Source organism: uncultured Jatrophihabitans sp., from assembly GCF_964251945.1.
GTDB lineage: Bacteria > Actinomycetota > Actinomycetes > Mycobacteriales > Jatrophihabitantaceae > Jatrophihabitans.
On record NZ_CAXULP010000001.1, the window covers coordinates 277247 to 301240 of the forward strand.

The 23994-nt window shown below is 69.1% G+C and carries 23 protein-coding genes, 1 tRNA gene and 1 riboswitch; of the genes, 10 read left to right on the forward strand and 14 right to left on the reverse strand.

What is annotated here, in order from left to right:
• Positions 1-65 precede the first annotated feature (65 nt).
• From ACFFBG_RS01260 to ACFFBG_RS01275, 4 genes are all read left to right on the forward strand, one after another.
• Positions 66-1136, forward strand: coding sequence for a PHP domain-containing protein (locus ACFFBG_RS01260; protein ID WP_375474799.1), 1071 nt, complete (start codon positions 66-68; stop codon positions 1134-1136).
• Complete coding sequence (locus ACFFBG_RS01265; RefSeq protein WP_375474801.1) at positions 1136-1747, forward strand: pirin family protein; 612 nt, start codon at positions 1136-1138, stop codon at positions 1745-1747. The genes ACFFBG_RS01260 and ACFFBG_RS01265 overlap by 1 nt, the downstream gene beginning before the upstream one ends.
• Positions 1744-2697 (forward strand): aldo/keto reductase, encoded by a 954-nt coding sequence (locus ACFFBG_RS01270; protein WP_375474803.1) that lies wholly within the window; start codon positions 1744-1746, stop codon positions 2695-2697. The genes ACFFBG_RS01265 and ACFFBG_RS01270 overlap by 4 nt, the downstream gene beginning before the upstream one ends.
• A gap of 328 nt (positions 2698-3025) precedes the next feature.
• Positions 3026-3793, forward strand: coding sequence for an endonuclease domain-containing protein (locus tag ACFFBG_RS01275; RefSeq protein ID WP_375474805.1), 768 nt, complete (start codon positions 3026-3028; stop codon positions 3791-3793).
• Between the two features lie 71 nt (positions 3794-3864).
• Here the strand turns inward: ACFFBG_RS01275 and aceE are convergent, their stop codons facing one another.
• Positions 3865-6636 (reverse strand): pyruvate dehydrogenase (acetyl-transferring), homodimeric type, encoded by a 2772-nt coding sequence (gene aceE, locus ACFFBG_RS01280; RefSeq protein WP_375474807.1) that lies wholly within the window; start codon positions 6634-6636, stop codon positions 3865-3867.
• A gap of 200 nt (positions 6637-6836) precedes the next feature.
• On the opposite strand from aceE, the gene ACFFBG_RS01285 reads away from it, so the two are divergent.
• From ACFFBG_RS01285 to ACFFBG_RS01300, 4 genes are all read left to right on the forward strand, one after another.
• On the forward strand, positions 6837-7223 hold the full coding sequence (locus tag ACFFBG_RS01285) for a DUF3052 domain-containing protein (protein WP_375476193.1): 387 nt from the start codon (positions 6837-6839) through the stop codon (positions 7221-7223).
• Positions 7220-7693, forward strand: coding sequence for a peroxiredoxin (locus tag ACFFBG_RS01290; protein WP_375474809.1), 474 nt, complete (start codon positions 7220-7222; stop codon positions 7691-7693). Before ACFFBG_RS01285 ends, ACFFBG_RS01290 begins: the two co-directional genes overlap by 4 nt.
• 53 nt (positions 7694-7746) lie before the next feature.
• Entirely contained in the window at positions 7747-9093 is a 1347-nt protein-coding gene (locus ACFFBG_RS01295; RefSeq protein ID WP_375474811.1) for an SURF1 family protein, read from the forward strand.
• Between the two features lie 22 nt (positions 9094-9115).
• A tRNA-Val gene (locus ACFFBG_RS01300) sits at positions 9116-9187 on the forward strand.
• 73 nt (positions 9188-9260) lie between these two features.
• On the opposite strand, the gene ACFFBG_RS01305 is transcribed toward ACFFBG_RS01300, so the two are convergent.
• The 3 genes from ACFFBG_RS01305 to ACFFBG_RS01315 form a co-directional block, all read right to left on the reverse strand.
• A complete protein-coding gene (locus tag ACFFBG_RS01305) occupies positions 9261-9851 on the reverse strand; it encodes a tyrosine-type recombinase/integrase (RefSeq protein WP_375474813.1) in 591 nt (196 codons plus the stop codon).
• Positions 9827-10066 (reverse strand): hypothetical protein, encoded by a 240-nt coding sequence (locus tag ACFFBG_RS01310; protein WP_375474815.1) that lies wholly within the window; start codon positions 10064-10066, stop codon positions 9827-9829. Before ACFFBG_RS01310 ends, ACFFBG_RS01305 begins: the two co-directional genes overlap by 25 nt.
• Positions 10067-10845: 779 nt before the next feature.
• Positions 10846-11211 carry a hypothetical protein gene (locus tag ACFFBG_RS01315; RefSeq protein WP_375474817.1) on the reverse strand — a complete coding sequence of 122 codons (366 nt, stop codon included), beginning with the start codon at positions 11209-11211 and terminating at the stop codon, positions 10846-10848.
• 215 nt (positions 11212-11426) lie between these two features.
• On the opposite strand from ACFFBG_RS01315, the gene ACFFBG_RS01320 reads away from it, so the two are divergent.
• On the forward strand, positions 11427-12287 hold the full coding sequence (locus ACFFBG_RS01320) for a hypothetical protein (protein ID WP_375474819.1): 861 nt from the start codon (positions 11427-11429) through the stop codon (positions 12285-12287).
• 73 nt (positions 12288-12360) lie between these two features.
• Here ACFFBG_RS01320 and ACFFBG_RS01325 read toward each other — a convergent pair whose 3' ends face one another.
• From ACFFBG_RS01325 to ACFFBG_RS01370, 10 genes are all read right to left on the reverse strand, one after another.
• Complete coding sequence (locus tag ACFFBG_RS01325; RefSeq protein WP_375474821.1) at positions 12361-12867, reverse strand: hypothetical protein; 507 nt, start codon at positions 12865-12867, stop codon at positions 12361-12363.
• Between the two features lie 829 nt (positions 12868-13696).
• On the reverse strand, positions 13697-14098 hold the full coding sequence (locus tag ACFFBG_RS01330; RefSeq protein ID WP_375474823.1) for a hypothetical protein: 402 nt from the start codon (positions 14096-14098) through the stop codon (positions 13697-13699).
• Positions 14099-14538: 440 nt separating this feature from the next.
• Positions 14539-15792, reverse strand: coding sequence for a glycosyltransferase (locus ACFFBG_RS01335; protein ID WP_375474825.1), 1254 nt, complete (start codon positions 15790-15792; stop codon positions 14539-14541).
• Between the two features lie 113 nt (positions 15793-15905).
• Positions 15906-16445: a hypothetical protein gene (locus ACFFBG_RS01340; RefSeq protein ID WP_375474827.1), complete on the reverse strand. Its 540-nt coding sequence runs from the start codon at positions 16443-16445 to the stop codon at positions 15906-15908.
• A gap of 109 nt (positions 16446-16554) precedes the next feature.
• Complete coding sequence (locus tag ACFFBG_RS01345) at positions 16555-18315, reverse strand: cytochrome c biogenesis protein DipZ (RefSeq protein WP_375474829.1); 1761 nt, start codon at positions 18313-18315, stop codon at positions 16555-16557.
• 74 nt (positions 18316-18389) lie between these two features.
• Positions 18390-20240: a putative bifunctional diguanylate cyclase/phosphodiesterase gene (locus ACFFBG_RS01350; protein WP_375476195.1), complete on the reverse strand. Its 1851-nt coding sequence runs from the start codon at positions 20238-20240 to the stop codon at positions 18390-18392.
• 59 nt (positions 20241-20299) lie between these two features.
• Positions 20300-21295: a GGDEF domain-containing protein gene (locus tag ACFFBG_RS01355; protein WP_375474831.1), complete on the reverse strand. Its 996-nt coding sequence runs from the start codon at positions 21293-21295 to the stop codon at positions 20300-20302.
• 116 nt (positions 21296-21411) lie between these two features.
• Positions 21412-21774: a fluoride efflux transporter CrcB gene (gene crcB, locus ACFFBG_RS01360; RefSeq protein WP_375474832.1), complete on the reverse strand. Its 363-nt coding sequence runs from the start codon at positions 21772-21774 to the stop codon at positions 21412-21414.
• Positions 21771-22256: a CrcB family protein gene (locus tag ACFFBG_RS01365; protein WP_375474834.1), complete on the reverse strand. Its 486-nt coding sequence runs from the start codon at positions 22254-22256 to the stop codon at positions 21771-21773. The genes crcB and ACFFBG_RS01365 overlap by 4 nt, the downstream gene beginning before the upstream one ends.
• 14 nt (positions 22257-22270) lie before the next feature.
• Positions 22271-22351, reverse strand: a riboswitch (Fluoride riboswitch).
• Between the two features lie 4 nt (positions 22352-22355).
• Complete coding sequence (locus tag ACFFBG_RS01370; protein ID WP_375474836.1) at positions 22356-22757, reverse strand: PLD nuclease N-terminal domain-containing protein; 402 nt, start codon at positions 22755-22757, stop codon at positions 22356-22358.
• A 79-nt stretch (positions 22758-22836) separates the two neighbouring features.
• Between ACFFBG_RS01370 and ACFFBG_RS01375 the strand changes: the two genes are divergently transcribed.
• Positions 22837-23988 carry a Nif3-like dinuclear metal center hexameric protein gene (locus ACFFBG_RS01375; RefSeq protein ID WP_375474838.1) on the forward strand — a complete coding sequence of 384 codons (1152 nt, stop codon included), beginning with the start codon at positions 22837-22839 and terminating at the stop codon, positions 23986-23988.
• The last annotated feature ends 6 nt before the right edge of the window (positions 23989-23994 follow it).

Genomic DNA, 23994 nt, shown 5'->3' on the forward strand with positions numbered 1-23994 from the left:
CGGTCACGCTGTTGCTCACTCAGCCAGCCTGCCAGCCCGTGGCCGGCGACGGCTACCTTTGCTGCGTGCCCGACGCGCGTGATCCGGCAGCCGATCTGCGGACGATCGCGTTCCTGCTCGAGCGCGCTCGGGAGCCGACCTATCGGGTGCGCGCCTTCCGCACTGCGGCCGGCGTGGTCGACGCGCTGCCCGCCGACGAGGTCCGGTCGCGCGCCGCCGCCGGGACGCTGAAAGAGCTTGCCGGCATCGGCGACAAGACCGCGCTTTGCGTCACCGAGTCGCTCGCCGGGACCACGCCGGCGTATCTGGCTCGGCTGCAAGCCGACGAGCCCGATCCGCTGGCCGAGGCGACGGCGGCGCTGCGCGCCTTGCTGCGCGGCGACTGCCACACGCATTCGGACTGGTCCGACGGCGGCTCGCCGATCCGCGAGATGGCCGAGACGGCGCGCGCGCTCGGCCACGAGTACGTCGTGCTCACCGACCACTCGCCGCGGTTGACCGTCGCGAACGGGCTGTCCGTCGAGCGACTCGAGCGGCAGCTCGAGGTCGTCGCCGAGCTGAACGAGGACTTCGCCTCGCAGGCGTCCTCGGACGACGCGCGGCCGTTTCGCATACTCACCGGTATCGAGGTCGACATCCTCGACGACGGCACGCTCGACCAGCAGCCGTCCCTGCTTTCCCGATTGGACGTCGTCGTGGCGAGCGTCCACTCGAAGCTGCGGATGCCGGCCGAGGAGATGACGCCGCGGATGATCGCCGCGATCGCCAACCCGCACACCGACGTCCTCGGGCACTGCACCGGCCGGTTGATCACCGGTGGGCGCGGGCAGCGGCCGCAGTCGGAGTTCGACGCCGAGCTGGTGTTCGCCGCGTGCGAGGCGTTCGGGGTGGCGGTCGAGATCAACTCGCGGCCCGAGCGGATGGACCCGCCGGCCGACCTGCTGCGGCTGGCGGTCGACGCGGGCTGTCTGTTCTCGATCGACACCGACGCCCACGCGCCCGGCCAGCTGGACTGGCAGCACAACGGCTGCGACAAGGCGGTCGAGGCCGACGTGCCGGCCGAGCGGATCGTCAACACCTGGGCTGCGGCCGAGCTGGTGGCGTGGGCCGCCGACCACGACGTCCGACCGGCCTGATGCGCTACGAGAGCGCGCAGCCGGGGATCCGCTCGCGGCACGAGTTCTCGGCCGGCGCGCACTACGACCCGGACAACGTGTCGTTCGGGCCGATCATCGGGTTGGACGAGCACGTGCTCCGGCCGGGGGCCGGCTTCGACTGGCACGGCCACCGCGGCGTGCACATCGTGAGCCTGGTGCTCGACGGAACGCTGCGGCACGCAGACGCCGCGGCGGGCGAGCGGCTGGTGCAGCCGGGCACGTTGCTGGTGCAGTCGGCGGCGGACGGGTTCCGGCACACCGAGGCCAACGCGTCGAACACCGAGCCGTTGCGGTTCGCGCAGCTCACCGTCCTCGACGACGCGATTGCCGAGTCCTCCTTGCGGGTTGCGCCGGCGCCGGTCGAGGTCGGCGGTGTGCAGGTGCGCGTCGAGCGGGGAGACGTGATCGTCGACGGCGACAACCCGACCGTCGTCCTGGTGCTGCGGGGTCGGTACGTCGAGGGCGTCGACCGGTACGGCCCCGGCGACTGCCTTCGCCGGGACTTCGGCTGGCCGGCGTTCACGGCCGGCGACGGCGAGCTGCTGCTGCTCGAGCTGCCCTCGCCGCCAGGTCCTACTGTCGAAGGATGACTATCGGAACGGCGCAACTCGGCGGGCTGACGGTGTCCGCGCAAGGACTCGGCTGCATGGGCATGAGCCAGAGCTATGGCAAGGGCGATTGGGACGAGTCGATCTCGGTCGTCCATCGCGCCATCGAGCTCGGCGTCACCTTCCTCGACACCGCCAACGTCTACGGGACGGGGCACAACGAGGTGCTGGTCGGCCGGGCGCTGGTCGGGCGCCGCGACCAGGTGCAGCTCGCGACGAAGCTCGGCATCGACAACAGCTCCGGGACCCGCGTGCTGCGCGGCAAGGCCGGCTACGTGAAGCAGGCCTGCGAGGACTCGCTGCTGCGCCTGGGCGTCGATCACATCGACCTCTACCAGCTGCACCGGCCGCCGCAGGACGCGGAGATCGAGGAGACCGTCGGCGCGATGGCCGAGCTGGTGCAACAGGGCAAGGTGCTGCACCTCGGCCTCTCGGAGGTCGACGGCGACCTGCTGCGCCGCGCGCACGCCGTCCACCCGATCGCGTCGGTGCAGAGCGAGTACTCGGTGTGGAATCGCGACCCGGAGACCGTCGTGGTCGACGCGATGCGCGAGCTGGGCGTCGGGCTGATCCCGTTCTCGCCGCTGGGTCGCGGGTTCCTGACTGGGACGCTCGACCGCACCAGCTTCGGCGCAGGCGACTTTCGCTCGTCCCTGCCGCGCTTCGTCGGCGAGGCGGGCGACGCGAACGAGGCGATCGCGCGCGCCGTGGTCGAGGTGGCGGCGCGCAAGGGCGTGCCGGCCGCGCAGGTCGCGCTGGCGTGGGTGCACCAGCGCTCGGCCGCGCTGGGCGTGTCGGTGGTGCCGATCCCGGGCACCAAGCGGATCAAGTGGCTCGAGCAGAATGTCGCCGCGCTCGACATCGAGCTGGACGACCAGGACCTGACAGCACTGAACGCGCTGGCCGACACGGTGACCGGCCCCCGCTACTGAACCTCTCAACCCCGCAACTTGTCCGCTGCAGTGGTCGTGATTTTCAGCTGAATCACGACCACTGCAGCGGACAAGTTGTCGGTGCCTGTGGACGACTGCGGACCGCAGTCTTTGCCGCGCGGACGATGTCCCGATGGAACTCAGCGGGTCGGCAGCAGAATGGCAACGTTGGTGGACCGAAGCAGCTGGACGAACTGCGCTCGCCGCCGAGGCAAGTCGATCGGGCTTCGTGTTGTCGACGGCTCGACTGGCTGAGCTGGGAGTCACTCGGAGCGCGACTCGCTGGGCGACGAGCTGCGGGCAATGGACGCAGGTAAGCCGTGGCGTTGTGGCGCCGATCGACCTTCGCGCCGCGTTGCCGGTCGTCGGTGGCGAGCACGCCCTGGCGCGCCGGCAGCATGCGCTGGCGGGCGCAGCTGCGACCCTGCGCCGGCCGGCGGACGCCGTGAGCGGGCGGACGGCCGCGATCATGCACGGCCTGCCAACGCTGGCCGTGCCGCTCATCCCCGAGCTGAACGCGCGGGACGAGACGGGCATGGGCCGCCGGAGCAAGGTTTGGCTGCGCGCAGGAACGCTGGACAGGTGGCAGATGACGTCGTGGTTCGGCGTCGACCTCGCGGACGTGGCTCGCACAGTTGTCGACCTCGCGCGCCGCAATCGACGCGACGGGCTTATGGCGGCTGACGCGGCGCTGCATGAGCGTCTGATGAATCTCGACGAGATGAACCGAGCCCTCGACCTCGCGAGGCAGTGGCCCGGCGTCTGCCAGGCGCGCGAGGTGCTGTCGCTTGCCGATGCGCGCGCCGAGTCACCGCTCGAGTCCCTTGTCCGGCTTGCGATCCACGACGCCGGTCTGCCTGCGCCCGAACCCCAGGTCTGGCTCGGCCACGATCGCGTCGACTTCTACTGGGCGGCCCAGCGGCTGGTGCTGGAAGCCGACGGCCGTCTCAAGTACTCGGCCGACGAGCGGTGGAAGGAGAAGAAGCGGGAGCAACGACTTCGTCGCCTGGGCAATCGTGTCGAGAGAGTCACGTGGCAGGACGTGACCACCGGTTGGTCGCAGACGCGTCGGATCCTCGAAGCCGCGCTGCGCTGACCACTTGTCCGCCGCAGTGGTCGTGATTTGCCGCCGAATCACGACCACTGCGGCGGACAAGTTCGGAAGGGTTAGGCGGCGCCTTCGGTGTTGCCGGCGCCGGCGGCGGTGATGGAGTCGAGCTGGTAGCTGTCAAACGCCTCGCGGGGCGCCTCTCGCTTGACCTCGCCGCGCCTCGCCAGCTGCTCCAGCACCGACACCACGATCGACTGCGCGTCGACGTGGAAGTAGCGCCGGGCCGCGCCGCGGGTGTCGGCGAACCCGAACCCGTCCGTCCCCAAAGACGTGTAGTCGCCCGGCACCCACCGCGCGATCTGGTCGGGCACGGCGCGCATGAAGTCCGACACCGCGACCACGGGGCCGGGCGCGTCGGCCAGCTGCGACGTCACGTACGGCACCGGCCCGTCGCCGGTGTCGGGATTCAGCAGCGCCGCCTGCTCGCAGACGACCGCGTCGCGGCGCAGCTCGTTCCACGATGTCACCGACCACACGTCGGCGTCGACGCCCCATTCCTCGCCGAGCATCCGCTGCGCCTCCAACGCCCACGGCATCGCCACGCCGGAGGCGAGCAGCTGCGCCCGCGGCCGGCCGGTGCCCTCGAGCCCGGGGGAGTAGCGGTACATCCCGCGCAGCAGCCCTTCGACGTCGAGGTTCTCCGGCTCCTTCGGTTGCACGATCGGCTCGTTGTAGATCGTCAGGTAGTAGAAGACGTCCCGCTCGACGTCCGCGGGCGAGGAAAACGCGCCGATGCCGAACATCCGCGCCAGGCCAGCCCGGACGATGTGCGCTATCTCGAAAGCCCACGCCGGGTCGTACGCGACGCACGCCGGGTTGGCCGAGGCGAGCAGCAGGGAGTGGCCGTCCGCGTGCTGCAGGCCCTCGCCGGTGAGCGTCGTCCGACCCGCCGTCGCGCCGAGCACGAACCCGCGCCCGAGCTGGTCGGCAAGCTGCCAGAACTGGTCGCCGGTCCGCTGGAAGCCGAACATCGAGTAGAAGATGTAGAACGGGATCATCGGCGTCGAGTGCGTGGCGTACGCCGTCCCCGCGGCGATCAGCGAGGCCATCGAGCCGGCCTCCGAGATCCCCTCATGCAGGATCTGGCCGGTCGTCGACTCTTTGTAGGACAGCAGCATGTCGCGGTCGACGGCCTCGTACTCCTGCCCGTGCGGGGAGTAGATCTTGGCCGTCGGGAAGATCGCGTCCAGGCCGAAGGTGCGCGCCTCGTCCGGGATGATCGGCACGAACCGCTTGCCGATCTCCTTGTCCTTCATCAGGTCCTTGAACAGCCGGACGGTCGCCATGGTCGTGGCCACCTGCTGCTTGCCCGAGCCGGCGCGGAACTCCGCGTACACCTTGTCGCCCGGATCGGGCAGCGGCTTCGCGCGCACGACGCGCTTGGGCAGCGCGCCGCCGAGCGCGGCCCGCCGTTCCTTCATGTAGGAGATCTCGTCCGACTTCTCGCCCGGGTGGTAGTACGGCGGCAGGTCCGCCTCGAGCTGCTTGTCGGTGATCGGCAGGTACAGCCGGTCGCGGAACGCCTTCAGGTCGGCGCCCGACAGCTTCTTCATCTGGTGGGTCGCGTTGCGGCCTTCGAAAGACTCCAGCGTCCAGCCCTTGACGGTCTTGGCGAGGATCACGGTCGGCTGGCCGGTGTGCGCCCGCGCCGCCTCGAACGCCGCGTACACCTTGCGGTAGTCGTGGCCGCCTCTGCTGAGTCGTCGGAGATCATCATCGGACTTGTCCTCGACCATCTTGCGCAGCCGCGGGTCGCCGCCGAAGAAGTGCTCGCGAATGTAGGCGCCGCTCTCGACCGTGTACGTCTGGTACTGCCCGTCCGGCGTCGCGTTCATCTGGTTGACGAGGGCGCCGTCGCCGTCGCGGGCCAGCAGCGAGTCCCAGTCGCGGCCCCAGACGACCTTGAGCACGTTCCAGCCGGCGCCGCGGAAGTAGGACTCGAGCTCTTGGATGATCTTGCCGTTGCCGCGGACCGGACCGTCCAATCGCTGCAGGTTGCAGTTGATGACAAACGTGAGGTTGTCGAGTTCCTCGCGGGCGGCCACGCCGATCGCGCCGAGGGACTCGACCTCGTCCATCTCGCCGTCGCCGAGGAACGCCCAGACGTGGGAGTTGGCGGTGTCGGCCAGGCCGCGGGCGTGCAGGTAGCGGTTGAACCGCGCCTGGTAGATCGCGCTGATCGGGCCGAGGCCCATCGAGACCGTCGGGAACTCCCAGAACGACGGCATCAGCCGCGGGTGCGGGTAGGACGAGAGCCCGTGCGGCGCCTGCGAGCGCTCCTGCCGGAAGCCGTCGAGATGTTGCTCGGTCAGCCGGCCCTCGAGGTACGCCCGCGCGTAGATGCCCGGGGCCGCGTGTCCCTGGAAGTACACCTGGTCGCCGGGGGTCGGCTCGCCGCGGGAGTTGGCGTTGTCCTTGCCGCGGAAGAAGTGGTTGAAGCCCACCTCGTAGAGTGACGCGGCCGAGGCGTAGGTCGCGATGTGCCCGCCGACGCCGACGGTCTTGTTCGCGCGCGACACCATGATGGCGGCGTTCCACCGGACGTAGGCGCGGATGCGGCGCTCGATGTCCTCATCGCCCGGGAACCAGGGCTCGCGCTCGGGCGGGATGGAGTTGATGTAGTCGGTGCTGCGCAGCGCCGGCACGCCGACCTGCCGCTCCCGGGCGCGCTCGAGCAGCTTCAACATCAAGAAGCGCGCCCGCTGCCGGCCGTCGGAGTCGATCGCGGCGTCGAGGGACTCGACCCACTCCCGGGTCTCGTCCGGGTCGATGTCGGGCAACTGGCTGGGTAGGCCGTCGGTGATGATGCTGAACCGGTCGTGGGTCACGGCCGAACTCCTTAACGTCCGAAGCTTGTGGCGTTCGTGTGCGGTCCAGTCAACACCCTGCGGAGCCGCTAGGGTCGGGCTGCTGGCCAGTTGTCGGTCGGCGCCGCACGATGGAACGCGCCACAATGGAGCGCAACAAGCGCGAGGAGGATGACGTTGTGAGCCCGACCCCCCCGTCCGGGACGGGGACAGCCGAGCGCATGGGACTGCAGCCCGGCATGATCGTGATGGAGTCCGGCTACGACGACGACTGCGACGACGAGCTGCGGGACAGCATCGCCGACGTCATCGGCGACGACATGGTCGACGAGGACACGGACGAGGTCGTCGACATGGTGCTCCTGTGGTATCGCGAAGGCGACGGCGACCTGGTCGACCTGCTCGTAGACTCGATCGCGCCGCTGGCCGACGACGGCTACATCTGGCTGCTGACGCCCAAACGCGGCCGCGACGACTACGTCGAGCCGTCGGACATCGCCGAGGCCGCGTCGATCGCCGGGCTCTCGCAGACCTCGATCACCACGATAGGCAATGACTGGTCGGCCGCTCGGCTGGTCGGCCGCAAGACCTCCGGAGGCAAGAAGTGACCCCACAGCTCGCCGTTGGCGACAGCGCGCCGGAATTCACGCTGCCCGACCAGAACAACGAGGAGGTCAGCCTCGCCGACTTCCGCGGTGAGAAGGCGGTGTTGATCGTGTTCTACCCGGCCGCGTTCACCGGCATCTGCACCGGCGAGCTGACCCGGGTGCAGGACGAGCTGGCGACGTTCCAGAACGACGACGTCCAGGTGGTCACCGTCAGCGTCGACTCCGCGTACTCGCACAAGATCTTCGCCGAGCGCGAGGGCTACGACTTCCCGCTGCTGTCGGACTTCTGGCCGCACGGCGCGGTCGCGCAGGCGTACGGCTCGTTCAACGAGACGGCCGGCATCGCGAACCGCGGCACGTTCCTCGCGGACAAGCACGGCGTGATCCGCTTCGCCGAGCTGAACGGCCCTGGCGAGGGTCGCGATCCGGCCGTCTGGCAGGCAGCCATCAAGGACCTCTCGGCCGGCTGAGCAGGGCCGCTACGAGGCGCGCTCCGGCGGCCCCCGCCGCGTACCCTGGCGTCGTGCTGCGCGCCGCCGTCTGGACGCTGCGCCAGCGGCGATACGCCGCCATCGCGGTGTTTATGGCGGTGCTCGCGGCGGTGTGCGTCTTGGCCGGCACGTTCGAGCTGCACCGGCTGCACGAGAAGCGGGCGGACAACGCCGCGTTGCTCGCGAACGCGCGCGCGTCGACCGCGCCGCTGACGCCGGCGCTCGTGCCGCTCACCGACCGCGGTGCCCCGCCGGCGGCGACGGCCATCCGCTTCCGGACCGTCACGATCATTGGCCGCTACGACCTAGGCGGGCAGCGCTATGTCGGCAACCAGGCGCAGGGCGGCCGGCAGGGCTTCTGGGTGCTGACCCCGTTGCGGACGCCGTCGGGCGTCCTGCTGGTCGTGCGTGGGTTCGTGCCTGCGGACTCGGCCGGCGCCCGGCCCGCAACGGTGTCGGCGCCACCGGCTGGAGCGGTGCGCCTGGCCGGTCGGCTGCAGACTGCTCCGGCGGGCGGGGACGACGGGTCGCAGGGGCTCGGCGACGGCGAGATCACCTCGATCGTCCCGACGGTCGAGGCGGCGCGGCTCGGCGCGCCGGTGTACCAGACCTACCTGACGCTGCGCGCCGGCCAACCGGGCGCCACCGGGTTGCGCGCCCTGCCCGCACCCGGGCTCGGCAACCCGACCGGCGGGGCGAGCGAGTGGCAGCTGGTGTCCTACGTGGTGCAGTGGTACGTCTTCGCGCTGCTCGCGCTGCTCGCGCCGTTCCTGTTCGCCCGCGCGGAGATCCGCGAGGCGCACCGCCGATTCCTCGGTGTCGACCCGGACGCCGGCGAGTTCGACCTGGACGGCAGGCGCCTCGCCGCGCTCAGCGCGCTCGGCGGCGGCGGTGGCGGCGGCGGCGGCGGCGGTGGCGGCGTTTCGCTGGCAGTGCGCGGCTCGGGCGCGGTGACGGTCGCCGGTGAGGTCAGTCCGCAACGACGGCAGCGGGCCGCGCGGCTGGCCGACCGGTACGGGCTTTCCCTCGGCCCGGGGAGCACTCCTACGGCCGCCCCTGTGGCGGGCTCCCCTGTGGCGGCGGAGGAGCCGGCGCCGCCGCGCGGGCCGCGTCGTGTCCGGCCCGACGTGCCGGTCGAGCCGCCGACGCGAAACAGCGCCACGACCCTGCACCGCAGCCCGGACACCTATCACGGCAGCTACAACGACTACCTCTGGCAGCTCGCGCTGGCCGACGGCGAATTGGTCGCGGACGGGGAGCGGACCGACGACGGCCGAAACCCGAATGCCCCGACGGCCGAGCTTCCCGCGCCGCCCCCGCGGCGGACGATCGCAGGCGACGTCGCACGGCCGGACGAGCGCGGCGCGGACCGTCGATGAGTCGCTACCCTGGCGCGCTGACGGGCGTTTAGCTCAGCGGAAGAGCACTCGGTTTACACCCGAGCGGTCGCTGGTTCGATCCCAGCAACGCCCACCGTCGACACCCCCTGGATTGCTGGACTGCAGGTCGAGATCGTCGTCAAATCGATCGGCGGAGGTGTCCAGCGTCATCGCCGCGCACGCGTGACCGAGCATCGACTGCACCGCCTGACGTTCGCTCCCGCGCTGACCGCGAGAGAAGCCGCCGTGTGCCGCAGTTCGTGCTGCGTCAGGCCCGCCGCGCCGATCTCAGCCGCCGCCGCGTCGAACCAGGCGCGACGAGCGTTGCGGTTGCGAAGCGGCGAACCGGTTGCGGTCGTGAAGACGAGGTCGTCACGTTTCTTGTCAGCGACCTGCGCGGCGAGGTCGTCGATCAGTCCGGGGATGCGCACCGACCGAGCTTCGTACGACTTCGGGGTTCCCCAGACGAGGCGACCGTGGACCTCGGTCATCGACTCGGAGATGAACAGCCGCCTCCGCAGGAAGTCGATCGAGCCAACGCGCAGCGCGGCGAGTTCACACCAACGAAGCCCGCAATAGGCGAGCACGAGGATGACAAGTCGTCCGTCCGGGCCGGCCGCGGCGGCGAGCGACTCGACTTCGTGCGCCGCGAGGTACCGACGCCGGCGCTTCTGGATGCGAGGCAGGTCGGTGCCGAGGGCCGGGTTCGAAGGCAGTCGTCGATCCCGCACGGCTAGGCCGAGGACGCCGGCCAGCACCCCACGACGTCGCGTACATGGCTGGCCGACAAGCCGGACGTGGCCAGCCTCGCGACCCAGGCCTGGACGTCACCGTGCTCGACTCGCGTAAGCGGGACTTCGCGCCAACGCGGAAGGACATGCGTCGAGAGTATGGACTCGTAGAGCGCCGACGTCGACGGCTTCAGGTTGACCTTGCCCGATAACCATTGATCAGCCAACGTGCCGACAGTCATCCGAGACCGCGCGGGGTCGACGTACGCACCGGTCTGAACTGCCGTGGTGACCCCGTCCAGCCACGCCTGGGCATCGACCCTCCGAGCGAAATGGCGGGAGTGCTCCGCGCCGGCGCCGGCGCTGTCGCGGTAGCGAGCTCGCCACGTGCCGTTCGGCCGCTCTTGGATATTGGCCACGTGAGGTCGCCCTGCCGGCTGACGTTCTACGCCGAGATGCGCCGCACGATCGTAGATCCGACTGCTGACACTCGCTGTCGGAAACCTCGTCCTTCAAATCCGCGCCTCCGGAAAGCGAGAGGAGGGTGATTGAGAGGCGATGAAGGACGCTGAAAGCCTTGCCTTGTAGGGGATTCAGCGTTTGACGGCGTTGGCTGAAAGCCACTATTGATGGACGTCCGGTTGTCCAGTGTTTGCCCGACGGAGATCCACTTCCGTTAGGTCCTCCCGCGTTGATGGCGATGCGTCTACGCTCAGTTCGTTCGCATCGCCGAGCACACGACATCTCGTCCGCCTCAGCGGAGTCGTGCGGATACGCGTCCCGCAAAGGGTGCCCGGTCGGAGATCTTCACCGGGCGGTTCTACCGGATTGGGTGGCACCCGAACTGCGTTGGGCCGTGACCGAGCGAATCGTCGCCGTTCGGCGATCCCCTTGGGGGCACATTGACGGACTGCACCCCTCCTTCACCGTCAAGATCAAACGCGCTCTTCTAGCCGATGACCGCCTGGCATGGGCGGCAGGTTCGCTTAGTCTTCTTCCCTGCCCTGTACGCGGTAGGACATCAACGCCAAGGAGGCAGCTTGTGGAGGCTCAGTACCTTGCCGTTCGGTACCCCGAGCGGTCCGCCGACGGCGGGGGCGGCGATGCTCTCACTGATGGCCGCGTCTATGAGGTGCAGGAGGTCGGGGCGGACCCGGGCGGACACAATTGGCTTCGCATCGAAGGCGACGACGGCACACCGGCTCTGTTCGACTCGCGGTGCTTCGTCCTCGTCAACAGTCACCTGCCTCCTAGCTGGCAGGTTGAGCTTCTCGATAGCGGCAGCGTGACCATCGGTCCACCCCAATTCTTGCGACAAGGATTCTGGGAGGCGTTCTTCGATCGTGACCCGAGCGCAGAGGCCGTGTACGCCGAGGTCGTTGGGCATCCACGACGCTGGACATGAACGCCCTCTCCTGCCGCGGACCGGGCGACTCTGGCAGCGCGGCCTGCCACGAGCTAGCGGGCGCCGACGTACACGATTACCGAGAGGAGAAGTACGGCGAACGTGATACCTGAAAATGACCAGGCCAACGCTGGTCGCGCGGCGGTTGGCGGTGTGTCTGACGGCAGCGGTCGCCCTTCCGCTTTGAGCTTGTCGCGGTGCTGACGGTCGCGCTCAGGCCACTGCGGGTCCATCCACGCCACGCCGAGATGTACATACCCGACCGTTACGAGCCCGCCGTGGCAGGCTCTCAGGCCGCGAAGCGCTCGGGCGGCGCAGCGTTCGGTTCAAGCCACGGAAAGTGCGCGGAGCGGCCAAAAACAGGCCGGACGGCGGACGGCTGGACAACGGGCGGAAGCCCGCCGCAGGGGACGGAGGGGCCGCATAATCTGTGCGTGATGAGTACCGCGGCCGCGGCAAGCGCGCTGAAGAGCCGGCTGCTGGCGCGCCCATTCGGAACGACAGCGGCAGCGGCCAGCGCGATGTTGCTGGTCGCGTGTGCGCATTCCGGTTATCAGGAGAACACCTACCCGATCGCGGCCGGGCACTACAGCCATTCGGAACCCATTGGACACGGCGCTGTCGGCGCCAACACCTGGACATTGGTCGCGTCGCAAAACGCCGAAGGGCAGCTGTGCATGTGGATGCGGTGGCATCCGTACGCCGGCTTACAGGATCAGGGCTGTGGTTTCGGATCCAACCAGGTCAATGACGAAGGTCGTGGCACCGAACCCATCGACACCACCGAAACCAGAGACGGCACCGTTCTCGCCTACGGGCCTTCACCGGCCGGAGCAGTGCGCGTCGTGCTGACAAGCCCGCCCATCGACTCCCAGTGCCGCTCGAGCACTGTGCCACGAACAGTGGTGACCATCTCCCACCGCATGCCTGATTGGCTCCCGCCGCACGGGATGGGGTGGTTCACCACCGTCGTGCCCGCCGGCGCACTCGACTGCGTCATTGACGCGCGCTTCGTCGACGCGCATGGGCACACGGTCGCGCAGCCCAACGACTACTGACGTCCTCTGCATATCGATGTGCCTGCGGCACTAACCCCATGTGTCGCGAACCGGCGACTCTGCCGATGAGCGGTTAGAGGAAAATCGTCGACCCGACCGCAATGGCGGCCGCAGCTCCCAGCAGAGCGAGTGCAACGAGTCGGATACGACCGACGCGAGACGGCAGCCGCGACCACACCACGCCGATAACAATTGCGGCGATCGCAGGTCCGAGAAACAGAGCACCAGGGCCGGACTCATAGGTCTCCAGCCCAACGACGCCGCCGAGGCAGGCGCTGGCCACCGTCAGCAGTGCGTCCACAGCACGCGTGATGCGGTGGGCTCGGAACGCGGTGACTACGACCGCGACGACTAAGAACGTTCCTGCCAGGACGGCCCAAACCAGCCCGGAGAGCACTGCGAGGACCACGAGCAGCGCACGAACCCAACTCGTGGTCTGAGTAACGCCGACGATCGCAATCGGGCAAATCACGGTGACAACGAGCAGCGCAACGACGGCGCTTAGGTCGGTCGATGAGCTTTCGTCCCACTCGATGACGCGAACCCGGCGGCCATCCTCGACCCGCTGGACCAGTTGCATGATCGTGATTATGCGACACCGGACGCGCCGCGTTAACGCCACCGGGCGAGGAACCCAGGGTCCGGCACGGACTACGAGGGACCTCGATCGCAGGTCTCGCGACAGGTCTCCCGTCTCTGCCCTTTACTCGTGCCGGTTCGGCTTGCGCCTCGGGTGCCCCGGAGCACCTGTTGTCGGGATCCGCCCAGTGTGCCGGAGGGCACCAGTGGGAAACAACCGCTTCTGCCGCACTGAGCGCTACCGCGCTCTCATAGCCGCATAGAGCGCTACCGCCTGGAGACCGCCGAGGCGACGCCGCCCGCACTGTTGGTGCCACCGCGCATCGCCGACAAGCCGGTGGACATAGACCGGGCGACATCCGGCGCGGTGCGCGCAAGGTCAGTCAGGGAGGCGCTGAGGGTCGATCGACTCGGCTAGGCGCTTGAGTGCTCTGCTGCTGTCCCCCCAGTCGGTCGACTGAGGGGACCTTCCGAGGCGTCGATTCTGGTCACGCCGTCCGCTTGATCGTCCAGGTCGAGCACCAACTCCGTCACCCACTCGAAAGTGTCGTCCGGCAGCGGACTATGACGCGCTCGGGGGTGCTTTCAGACGTGATCCGCCAGCCCCGCCTTGCCGCCACCACATTGCCTATCCGACGTGCCACTACCTGACGGTCCGCCTGGGCAACGAAGCGCAGGCGGGCGTGGACGCGCCACGAGCGTCGCCGCAACGACCAGCCCATGAGCTGAGCAGACATGAAGCCGACGGCCACGAAGACAACCCAGAAGACAAGCAGACCGCATTAGACAGCGGTCGCTGATCGCGCGCTTCGGGAGGAAGCTCTTCGCGCCTAGCTGACTGGCGGAAGAAGGTTCACCGAGACTAAGCCGAACCACTCCTCAATGACTTGATCATCCGGATCGTCATCCGCCAGCTCCCCAGCAGAATCCACCGAGTGGACCTCGACACTCGTTCTGACTGCGGGTCGCCACAAACCGTCGCCAGCGGAAACGATCCGATCGAGAAGCTCGGAAGCGGCGGCAAACGTCTCGCCTGGCGTCGGATAGCTCAACTTGGTAGTTGCCTTGACGGACAGTCGGAGTTCGGTGCCCTCCACCTCCCAAGCGGCAATGTCCACAGCATGTCGAGCGCCAAGAAGCTCGGCATCGAAGTCTGCGTAGTCGTACGCGTGATCCGCCAGGACCTCGGTGAGTTCGCTGACGCGTCTAGCCCAGAAAGCCGGTGTCGCCACGCCATGACGGTACGTCGCCCCTCGCGGATCGCTTTGAAAAGACACGCCTGCTCTGCCGACAGCAGCAAGAAGCCCGCCAGTTCTCGCGAAGGACGGACCACGCCTCGGCGCAATAGCGCTCGTGGATGAGTCAGTGAACCGGATCGGTGCACCATCTGTGGCCCACCACGCCGGGGCCGCCGAGACTTCTTGGACATGATCAGACCGTAAACGACTTCCGATATAGCTCGACATAGGTCGGACGCCGCGAGCGACGCTCATCGGCAAGAGTCGGGCGTCGTCGAACGCGGAACTGCGGCATCAGCGTCTGAGTGAATCGCATCTTGATCTTCGGTCGTCTGGAGGCGGCGGTGCGGCCGAGGAGTTGGTAGGCGGGGGCGTAGGTGGCACGGCCCAACGATCTGGATCGCGTCGATGAGGGCTGCGCTGCCAGGCAGATTCTAGGCAAGTTGGTCGACGAGTTGGGCAAGCTGGGGGAGGCCCCCGGCGTTGCTCATGCTCGCGGCGATGTCTTGTGCGTTGGCGCGGAAGGCGGGGCCGTCCAGTACCGAGCGCACCGCCTCGCCGACGGCGGCAGGTGACGGTCTCTCCATCTTGAGGCGAACCCCGACGCCTGACCAAGCGATCCGGGCGGCCACCTCGGGCTTGTCTTCCTGACCGCTGCTCGTGACGATCGGGACGCCATAACGCAGCGCGTACTGGACCCCGCCATAGCCGCCGTTGGTGACGTAGACGGCGGTCTTGGGCAGCAGCGCGTCGTAAGGCAGGTATTCCGCGGCGCGCGCGTTGGCCGGCAACGGCGGAAGAGTGTCAAGCGGGCGTCCGCCGGTGGACACCACCACGCTCACGTCGTCTTCGGCGAGTGCTTCCAACGTCGGGGCGATGATCTGGCGGTAATCGCGGTTCGCGATCGTGCCTTGGGTGACGTGGACGATCGGCCGCGGCCCGGAGATCTCGTCCCACCACGGCGGCAGCGAGGCCTGCGACCCAGAGGCGGAAACGGGGCCGACGAAGTGCAAATGGGCGGGCGCATCGCTACGGGGGTACTCGAATTCCGGGACGGTGAACTGAGCGATCAAGTCAGCGTGTCGAGGCCAGTCCATAGCTGGGAACGGCAATGGCCGTCCGAACAGCTCGCGGCCGATCTCGTTGGCCTTTCGCTCCGGGCGCGGAAACACGGTGCGGGCAGCGAGTCCATTCAGCAGTGCGTTTCGGACTCGGCCGACGGGACCGCGCAGCGGAGTCAGTCCCATGCCATAGGGCGCGGTGTCGCGGCTCGCGATTCCCAGTGGAACCACGCCGCACGCGACGACGGGCGGCCGCACGCCGATAGGATTCCCGAGCAGAAACGCGCCGCCCGCGAAGGCGCTGTCCGTGAGCACGGCGTCGGCCGGCTCATCGGTGTGCAGAGCCATGACCGCGTCGTGATGGCTGCGCCCGGGACGGACGAAAATGTGCTCCACATCGAACGCGATCGCCTTTACCCCCTTGAGCCCCACCCGAGCAGGGAATGTCAGGTTCCAGTCCTGTCGATCGTCGAAGTCCGCCTCCGAGGGGAGCGGCACGTGCTGAGCGCCGGCAGCTTCCACGACCGCGGCGAAACGAGAGCCGGTGAGAAACCTGACTCGGTCCCCACGTTCGGCGAAGTGGCGGGCAACGGCCACGAGTGGCATGACGTGCCCGTGGATCGGCACGGCACCGATAATGAGCGACGCCATAGCCCCCTCAAGAGTCCGGAGGGCGCAATAGATACCACAGCGGGCTGGCCGTTCTGGCGCGGTGACCGATCCGAAGTTTGAAGTTGTGGCTAACTTCTGAGCAGGCTGCGTAGAACGTTGGTCGGACGCTGTTGCTCGCCGGCGAAGGAGCTGATGACGACCAGCGTTCCGGTCAGCGCCGGCGCCGCCCACTGCAGCAGGGCCAGCTGCTTCTGCGCGGCTGCGACGTCGGGCGGTGTCGACTGCGCCGGAGTGGTCGCATCATTCACCGGGACGTCCGTGTGGGCGGAAACCTTCTTGCCGAGCAGCCGGCTGTACGCCGTCACGCCGAGCGCGGCTGCCGTCACGCCGGTCTTCACGATCGCCATCGTGCCGACCCCGGACTGCCCGGCCAGTCGAGACTTGTTGGCGCTGAGCTGACCGATCGATCCGGCCAGGTGGATCGCGATCGCGGCGGCGTTGACCGGCGTCCATCGATCCCACCCGATGTTTGCCACCCGTCCGCTGTCCGCTGGGTTCGAAGTGTGCCCAGACGCGGTGTTCAGCGCGACCGCGTTGGCCAACGTCCCGCCGAACCATGCAGCAAGACCCACATCGTGCAGAGACCGCGACACGGTGCTCGAAGCCATCATCCTTCTCCTTCGACAAGCGCCGCGAGCGATGGACCCGCTCCCTGGCATAGGCGACCTACCCCGATCAGCCGGCACCCGAACCGACGGTCACTGCCACTCAGTCAGTTCAGCCGAAGGTGAAGTCGTATGCCTGGACACCTGGACTGGCGCTGAGGGTGAGCACGTGTCGGGTCGAGGCTGGCGAGCTCGCGAGCGGGTAGAGCCTGGGCACGCCGGACACGGCGATCGAGCGTGTGCTCCGGCCGTCGATCGAGGCCGTGACGCTGCCGGACCCGCCGAGCACGAGGTACACGTGCCGGGCCAGGTAGCTCAGCTCGAGGCGCGCGTCGGCGTCGGCGGTGAGCGTCTCGGGGTCCTGCGTCCACCGGCCGGCGAGCGCGAAACGATCGGCATCGAGGTGGGCGGGGAAGTCGTAGGTCGTGGGCCGGGTCCCGGTGATCGTGAGGCCGGACGTCGTGCGCAGCGGCGCGTACCGGTAGCCGAGGTAGGTCTCCGGCGTCTGGTCGTCGTCCAGGCTGGCGGTCGGAACGTCCGTCGACGGGGCCAGCGTCGTCTTCGGGTTCGCCTGACGGAGCAGCTGGCGGATCAGTGACTCGGTGGCGCCGTACTCGCCCTCGCCGAAGGACACGTGTCGGATCACGCCCGTCGCGTCAACGAGGTACTCGGCCGGCCAGTACTCGTTCTGATAGGCGTTCCACGTCGCGTAGTCGTTGTCGATGGCGATCGGATATTTGACCCCGAGCGCGGCGGCCTGGTCCGCCACGTTGGAGCGGACGTGCTCGAACGCGAACTCCGGAGTGTGCACGCCGATGACCACGAGCCCGGCTCGCGCGTAGTCGCGGTACCAGCTCTCGACGTGTGGCAGGGTGCGCTGGCAGTTGATGCAGCTGTAGGTCCAGAAGTCGATCAGCACGACCTTGCCGCGCAGCGACGCCAGCGACAGCGGCCGGTCGCCGCTGGTGTTCAGCCAGCTGGAGATGCCGGTGATGGCAGGCGCCCGGCCGCAGTTCTCCAGCGCCGTGCCGCCCGGGCTGCAGGCGCCGCCTAGGTTTCCCGCCGCCGCCCGGGTCTTCGTCCCGCCCGCTGACGAGGTGACTTGCCGCAGCGCGGCCCGGGCCTGCGCGCCGCCCTCGACGCTGTTCTGCAGCGCCGCCGGGTAGCCGGTGACGTCGCGTTGCAGGGCGTCGGTGAGATTGAACGCGAGCAGGACGGCGAGCACGAGCATGAGCGCGCCGCTGCCCATCCGCAGGCCGCGCGCCCGCCGGCGCAGTGCGCTCACGCGGGTGGTGATGGCGGCCCCGGCGAGCGCGACGATCAGCAGCGGGATGCCCGCTCCGACGCCGAAGGCCGCGGTCAGCAGCACCGCTCGCCAGCCGATGTGGTGAGTAGCCCCGACGACCGCGATGGTGGCCAGGACCGGGCCGGCGCACGGGACATACAGCAGGCCCAGACCGAAGCCGAGGACGACGCCGTTGCCGCGCGGCGCCCGCGCCGAGCGCGGCACGAGCCGTCGGAACGGTCGCTCGACGAGGTCGGCTGCCTGCGGGACGAGCAGCGTGACGCCGATGATGATGAGCACCGCGATGCCGAGATCGCGCAGCAGATCCTGCGGCAACCCGAGCGCGCTGAGCACGAGCGAGCCGAGCAGCGTCGACAGGCAGAAGCTGACCACGAGCCCGACCACCACCCACACCGGCCGCCAGGACCGCGACGACCGCGATGACCGCAGGTCGCCGCCGTCGTCGGTGGCGTGGTTCGTGCGATCGCCGGCCCGCGCGGTCAGGACGATCGGCAGCACCGGCAAGACGCACGGCGAGATGCTCGTGATCAGCCCGGCCGCCAGCCCGATGATGACCAAGGTGAACAATGAAGGCCCCTGACGCGCGTCCGGCAGACGCCCACAGTAAGTCGGAACACCAGCACCGCTGCTGAGCCGGACGACTAACCCGCCGACCGATCAGCCAACCGTCCACGGATCGAGGTCAGGGCCGGCCGGTCGTCTGCAGGCGCCACAGGATCCGGGCGGCATCGCTCGCGTTGCAGAAAGCCGGCCAGGTCGAGCGCCGGGGCCGGCCGGCCGATGAGGTAACCCTGCGCCTGGTGGCAGTCGAGCTCGATCAGCGCTGCCGCCACCTCCGGGGTCTCGACGCCCTCGGCCATCGTCTGCAGCCCGAACGACGTGGCCAGCTGGATGATCGAGCGGACGATCGCCTGGTCGTCACGGTTCTGGACCAGGTTGGTGACAAAACCGCGGTCGATCTTCAAGGTCTCGACTGGCAACGTCTTGAGCTGGGCGAACGAGCTGTAACCGGTCCCGAAGTCGTCGATGGCCAGGTGAACGCCGAGATCAGTCAGCGCCAGCAGGGTCTCCCGAGCGCGGCCGATGTCGGCGACCACCGCGGTCTCGGTGATCTCCAGGGTGACATTGCGCGCGTCGACGGAGTGCCGCTGAAGCGTCGCGGCCACATCCGCGGCGAGGTCGACGGTGATGAGCTGGGCCGCGCTGACGTTGACGCCAAGACAAAACCCAGTCAGGTCGTACTTCCGTTGCCACTGTGCGAGTTGCGCGCACGCGGAGTCCAAGACCCATCGGCCCAATTCGCCGGACAGGTTCGTCAGTTCGGCGATCTCGACGAAGGAAGCGGGAGGCAACAGGCCGCGCGTGGGGTGGTGCCAGCGGACCAGCGCTTCGGCGCCGATCAGTTTTCCCGTCACGAGGTCGATCTGCGGCTGGTAGTGCAGCCTGAGTTCGCCGTGCGCGATCGCATCGCGCAGGTGGAGTTCCACATCGGCACGTTCGTCGTTGTCGACGCGCATCTGCTCGGTGAAGGCGAGGATCTGGTTGCCGCCCGCGGTCTTGGCCGCGATTGCGGCCTGAGCGGCCTGGGCGAGCAGGCCCGAAACGGTCTGGTCCCCCGGTCGGCAGACGGCCACGCCCACGCTGACCGTTCTGGAGACCTCGTTGTCGCCCAGGCTCACGGGCGCGTTCACGACGTGCCGAATTCGCTCGGCCGTGTCCAGCGCGGCGTCGGGTTCGGTCGGCGAACCCAACACGACGACCAGTTCGTCGCCGCCGAAGCGAGCTAGGAAGTCAGTCGGCCCTGCGGTCTCCTGCAGACGTTGCGCCACGCTCTGCAGGAACTGATCGCCAGCGGTATGCCCGAGAAGGTCGTTCATCGCCTTGAGCCGGTCCAGGTCCAGGAACAGCACCACGACCGGATTTTGCGCGCCCGGTCCGAGCCGGTCCCCTAGGTGGTCGAGCAGGGCACGCCGGTTGTAGAGGCCGGTCAACTCGTCGTGATAGGCGAGGTAGCGCAACTGCGCCTCGGCGGTCACGCGTGACAACGCCTGGGCAAGCAGGGCGGCCATGGCGGTGAGTGCGGTGATCTCAGTCGGAGTCCATTCGCGGTCCCCGTACTTGAGCAGGCCGAGCACCCCCGTCGTCATGTCTCGCCCCAACATGGGAACGGTCACCGCTGACACCCCGAGGACGCCGGACGCCGCACGAACTCGCTCCTGGTAGCTCGTGGTCTTCACGTCGGGGCGGACGATCAAGACCTCGGTCAAGTCCTCGAGCGCGGCGAACACGGGGTCGCTGTCAGCAAAGAAGATCACGCCGAGGGGGTCGGGATCTGGCACCTCGGTCCGCGGCGGCCACTCCGCCAGCAGAATCGTCGCGCCTAGTTCGTGGTCGTTGCGGCGTACGTAGCTGACGTCGACGTCGAAGTGCGACGTCAGGCGTCGCAGTACCAGTTGGCAGGTCTCGACCAGGGTCGACGGGCTGACGGTCATCAGCGAAGTGGCGACCTCGGTCACCAGCTCGGTCAGGCTGCGGGGCCCTGCGCGCGCGTTCAACCGCGGCCCGGCACGCGTGCGGTGTGCCGCCGTTTTCTCTTCTGCTCATACATCGACTGGTCAGCGGCGATGCAGGCGTCTTTGATGCCGACACCAACCTGCACCGGCGCCCACCCGATCGAGGCCTCGATCCCAGCACTGCTGCAGGCCTCGACCATTCGATCGACCAGCGCGCCCGCCTGGGCGGGCGAGACACCCTTTGCGAAGACCCCGAACTCGTCCCCGCCAAGGCGCGCCAGCGCGTCGCCGGCTCGCACATGCCTGCGCAGTGTCTCCGCGGCGCGCCGCAGATGCTGATCGCCGGCAACATGACCCTGGACGTCGTTGATCGTCTTCAGCCCGTCGAGATCGATGACGAGAACCGCCGCGGGGTCGCCGAACCGCTCGTACCTCGGCGCTTCGAGGCTGACGTAGCGATCCCAACCCCGGCGGTTCAACAGGCCGGTGAGCTGGTCGCTGTCGGCCTCACTTTTCAAGAGTTCGATGTCGCGGGCCGCGTCGGTCGAGACCAAGTCCGCGGTCAGCACCGCGGACAACAGGACCGCGACCAGTCTGAAGAGCGGCTCATTGCTGAGCAGGGTCGACGGTTGCGGGCTGGGGTCGTACCCGCACACTGTGCCGAACAGTTCCCCGTCGGCCAATGTGACGGGGAATCCGACGTAGGCGCCCAGCGGCGCCAGGCGGGCGAATCCAGACTCCGCGTATGCCGGCACGAGCGTCGCATCCGGTGCGATCGGCGGCGCTCCCGCCGTCACCATGGCGTGACATGGCATGTCGACGAACGGCAACGCGGCGCCCTTGCCGAATCCGTACGCGTGATCTTCGGCGGCTAGCAGGACGGATTGGCCATTGGCGACGCGGGTCACGGCCCACAATCCCATCGGGATCAGCCGCGACAAATACTTCACCACCTGAATGCACGCGAGGTCGAACGCCTGCGCCGGTATCAGGTCCTCGGGCACTACCACCGCGTCCTCGCGACCGCTGTCCACGTCACCGCCTCCGTCTTCCCGTTGTCTGTAATACAACCGCAATATCGGCCGAAAACACCCGAACATGAGCGGCGCTCTGGCCCGAGACCGCGGTGATCCCGGGCCCGGGCGTGGCGTCAGCTCGCCAGCGCCAAGCCGAGCCCTGCTGCACCGACCGTGGTGAGAACGGAACCGACGCCGTACAAGACAGCCCATGACGTCGCGCCGCGCTGCACCAGCCGCACCGTTTCGAAACTGGCCGTGCTGAACGTGGTGTAGCCGCCGCAGAAGCCGGTGCCGGCGATATGGGCGAGATCAGTCGGGCTGTGCCGGAAGAGCACCAGCCCGGTGAGCACGCCGAGCAGCAGCGAGCCGCTCACGTTGATCGCGAAGGTGGCGATCGGAAACGTCGCGGACCATCGTTCGCGGATCGCCCCGTCGACGACGAGCCGGGCAACGGCGCCGAGGCCGCCCGCGAGCGAGATCCACACCGCGATCATGAGCTGGACTGCCGTCGCCGCAGCCTGTGGTGGCCGGCCGCAGCTGCGATGCCCGCGACGCTCGCCAGTCCGCCGGCGATCAACGTCGCCGCCAGATAGGCGACGGCGAGCGTGCTGTCGTGCGCGCGGACCAGCAGATCGGCCTCGACCGCCAGGGTGCTGTAGGTCGTCAGGCCGCCGCAGAAGCCCGTGCCGAGAAGCAGCCGGGCGCGCTGCCGCCGGCCGCGGTCCGGGCCGGCGCGGGCCAGCCATTCGAGCAGCACGCCGAGCAGGAACGCCCCGACGATGTTCGCGATGAACGTGCCCCACGGGAAAGAGCGGGCACGCGTCGGCTCGAGCTGCGCCAGTTCGTACCGCAGGAGGGTCCCGACGGTTCCCCCGAGCGCGACCAGCAGGGCAGCGTCGAGACGGAAGTGCACTGGGCGCGCAAGGGCGTCCGGATCGACTGGCAACTCGAGATGCTCGTCGGCCGGCTCGGACATAGCTCTCCTCCTTGATCCAAGGAGGAACCATCAGCCCCAGTCGGGCGGTTCAGGCCAATTGCGCGCCTCGGCGGAGTCCCATCGCCGGGGCTGATGTTATCAGTCGGCGACGGCGGGCGGCTCGTCGCGGCCGGCCTCGCGGCCGCGCCTGCGCTGCTCCTCGGCGCGCGCCCGGAGGCCGGCCAGGAACTCCTCGTCGTCGTCCGGATTCGTCGCCCGCGCACGCGTGCCAGACCTGGCATCCGCGGGCCTTGCCGCCGCTGGCGCCGCAGGACGGCCCCGGTTGCCCTTGTAGGGAAGACCCGCGTTCGCGCCCTGCCACGGCCGCCCGGCGACCAGCCAGGCGATCGAGCCGACGTCCGGCAGGATGATCACGATAAGCAGCCACATCAGCTTGGGCAGGTTGCGGGTGGCGCCGTCCGGAGTGGTGATCACGTCGATGATGCAGAACACCCAGAGCCCGAACAGCAGGATCCCGATACCGCCGTCGAAGTACAACATCGCTCGTGACTCCCGTCGTGAAGTGGCTACAGGGTACGGCTTTCGCCGGCCGAGCCGGCAAGGCCGGTAGGTTCGCGACGTGCCCCGCCTCGCCGAGCTGATCGCCGCGCTCGACGAGTGGTTCGACCCGCGCTGGGCCGAGCCGTGGGACGCGGTCGGCCTCGTCTGCGGCGACCCGGCCGAGCGGGTTGAGCGCGTGCTTCTCGCCGTCGACCCGGTGCCGGCCACCGTCGCGGAGGCGATCGACGGCGGCGCGCAGCTGTTGATCACGCACCACCCGCTGTTGCTGACCGGCGTCCACGGCGTGCCGGCCGACGACCGCAAAGGCGCGCTGGTGCACCGGCTGATCCGCACCGGCGCCGCCCATTTCGTGGCGCACACCAACGCCGACGTCGCGGCGCCTGGAGTGTCGGACGCGCTCGGCCGCCGGCTCGGGCTCGCCGACCTGCGTCCGCTCGAACCGCAGGACGACGAGCCGATCGACAAGCTCGTCGTGTTCGTCCCGCACGCCGACGCCGAACGGCTGGTCGACGCGCTCGCCGCGGCCGGCGCCGGCCGGCTCGGCGACTACGATCGCTGCGCCTGGACGACCCCCGGCGAGGGCACCTTCCGTCCGCTCGCCGGCGCGCGTCCGGCGATCGGCGAGCGGGGTCGCATCGAACGGGTGCCCGAGACCCGGGTCGAGATGATCGCGCCGCGCCGGACCCGCACCGCGATCGTCGCGGCCCTGCGCTCGGCCCATCCCTACGAAGAGCCGGCCTTCGACCTGCTCGCGCAGCAGCCGCTGCCCAGCCGGCGCGGCCTCGGCCGGGTCGGCGAGCTGCCGGCCGCCGCCACGTTGCGCGCGTTCGTCGAGCGGGCCGCCGCGGCGCTGCCGGCCACCACCTGGGGGGTGCGCGCCGCCGGCGACGCCGACCGACTGGTGCGCACGGTCGCGGTGTGCGGCGGATCCGGCGGCTCGCTCGCCGGTCGCGCGAGCGACGCGGACGCCGACGTGTTCGTCACCGCCGACCTCAAGCACCACCCCGCCGTCGAGGCGGTGTCCGAACGCGGCCCGGACGCGATGGCGCTCGTCGACGCCGCCCACTGGGCGACCGAGGCGCCGTGGCTGGACGCGGTCGCGACGGCGCTGCGCGCGCGGTTCGGCACTACGGTGGACGTCCGGGTCTCCGCCCAGGTCACCGACCCCTGGACGCTCCACGTCCCGTCCGACCACTCCGCCAAGCCGTGAAGCGAG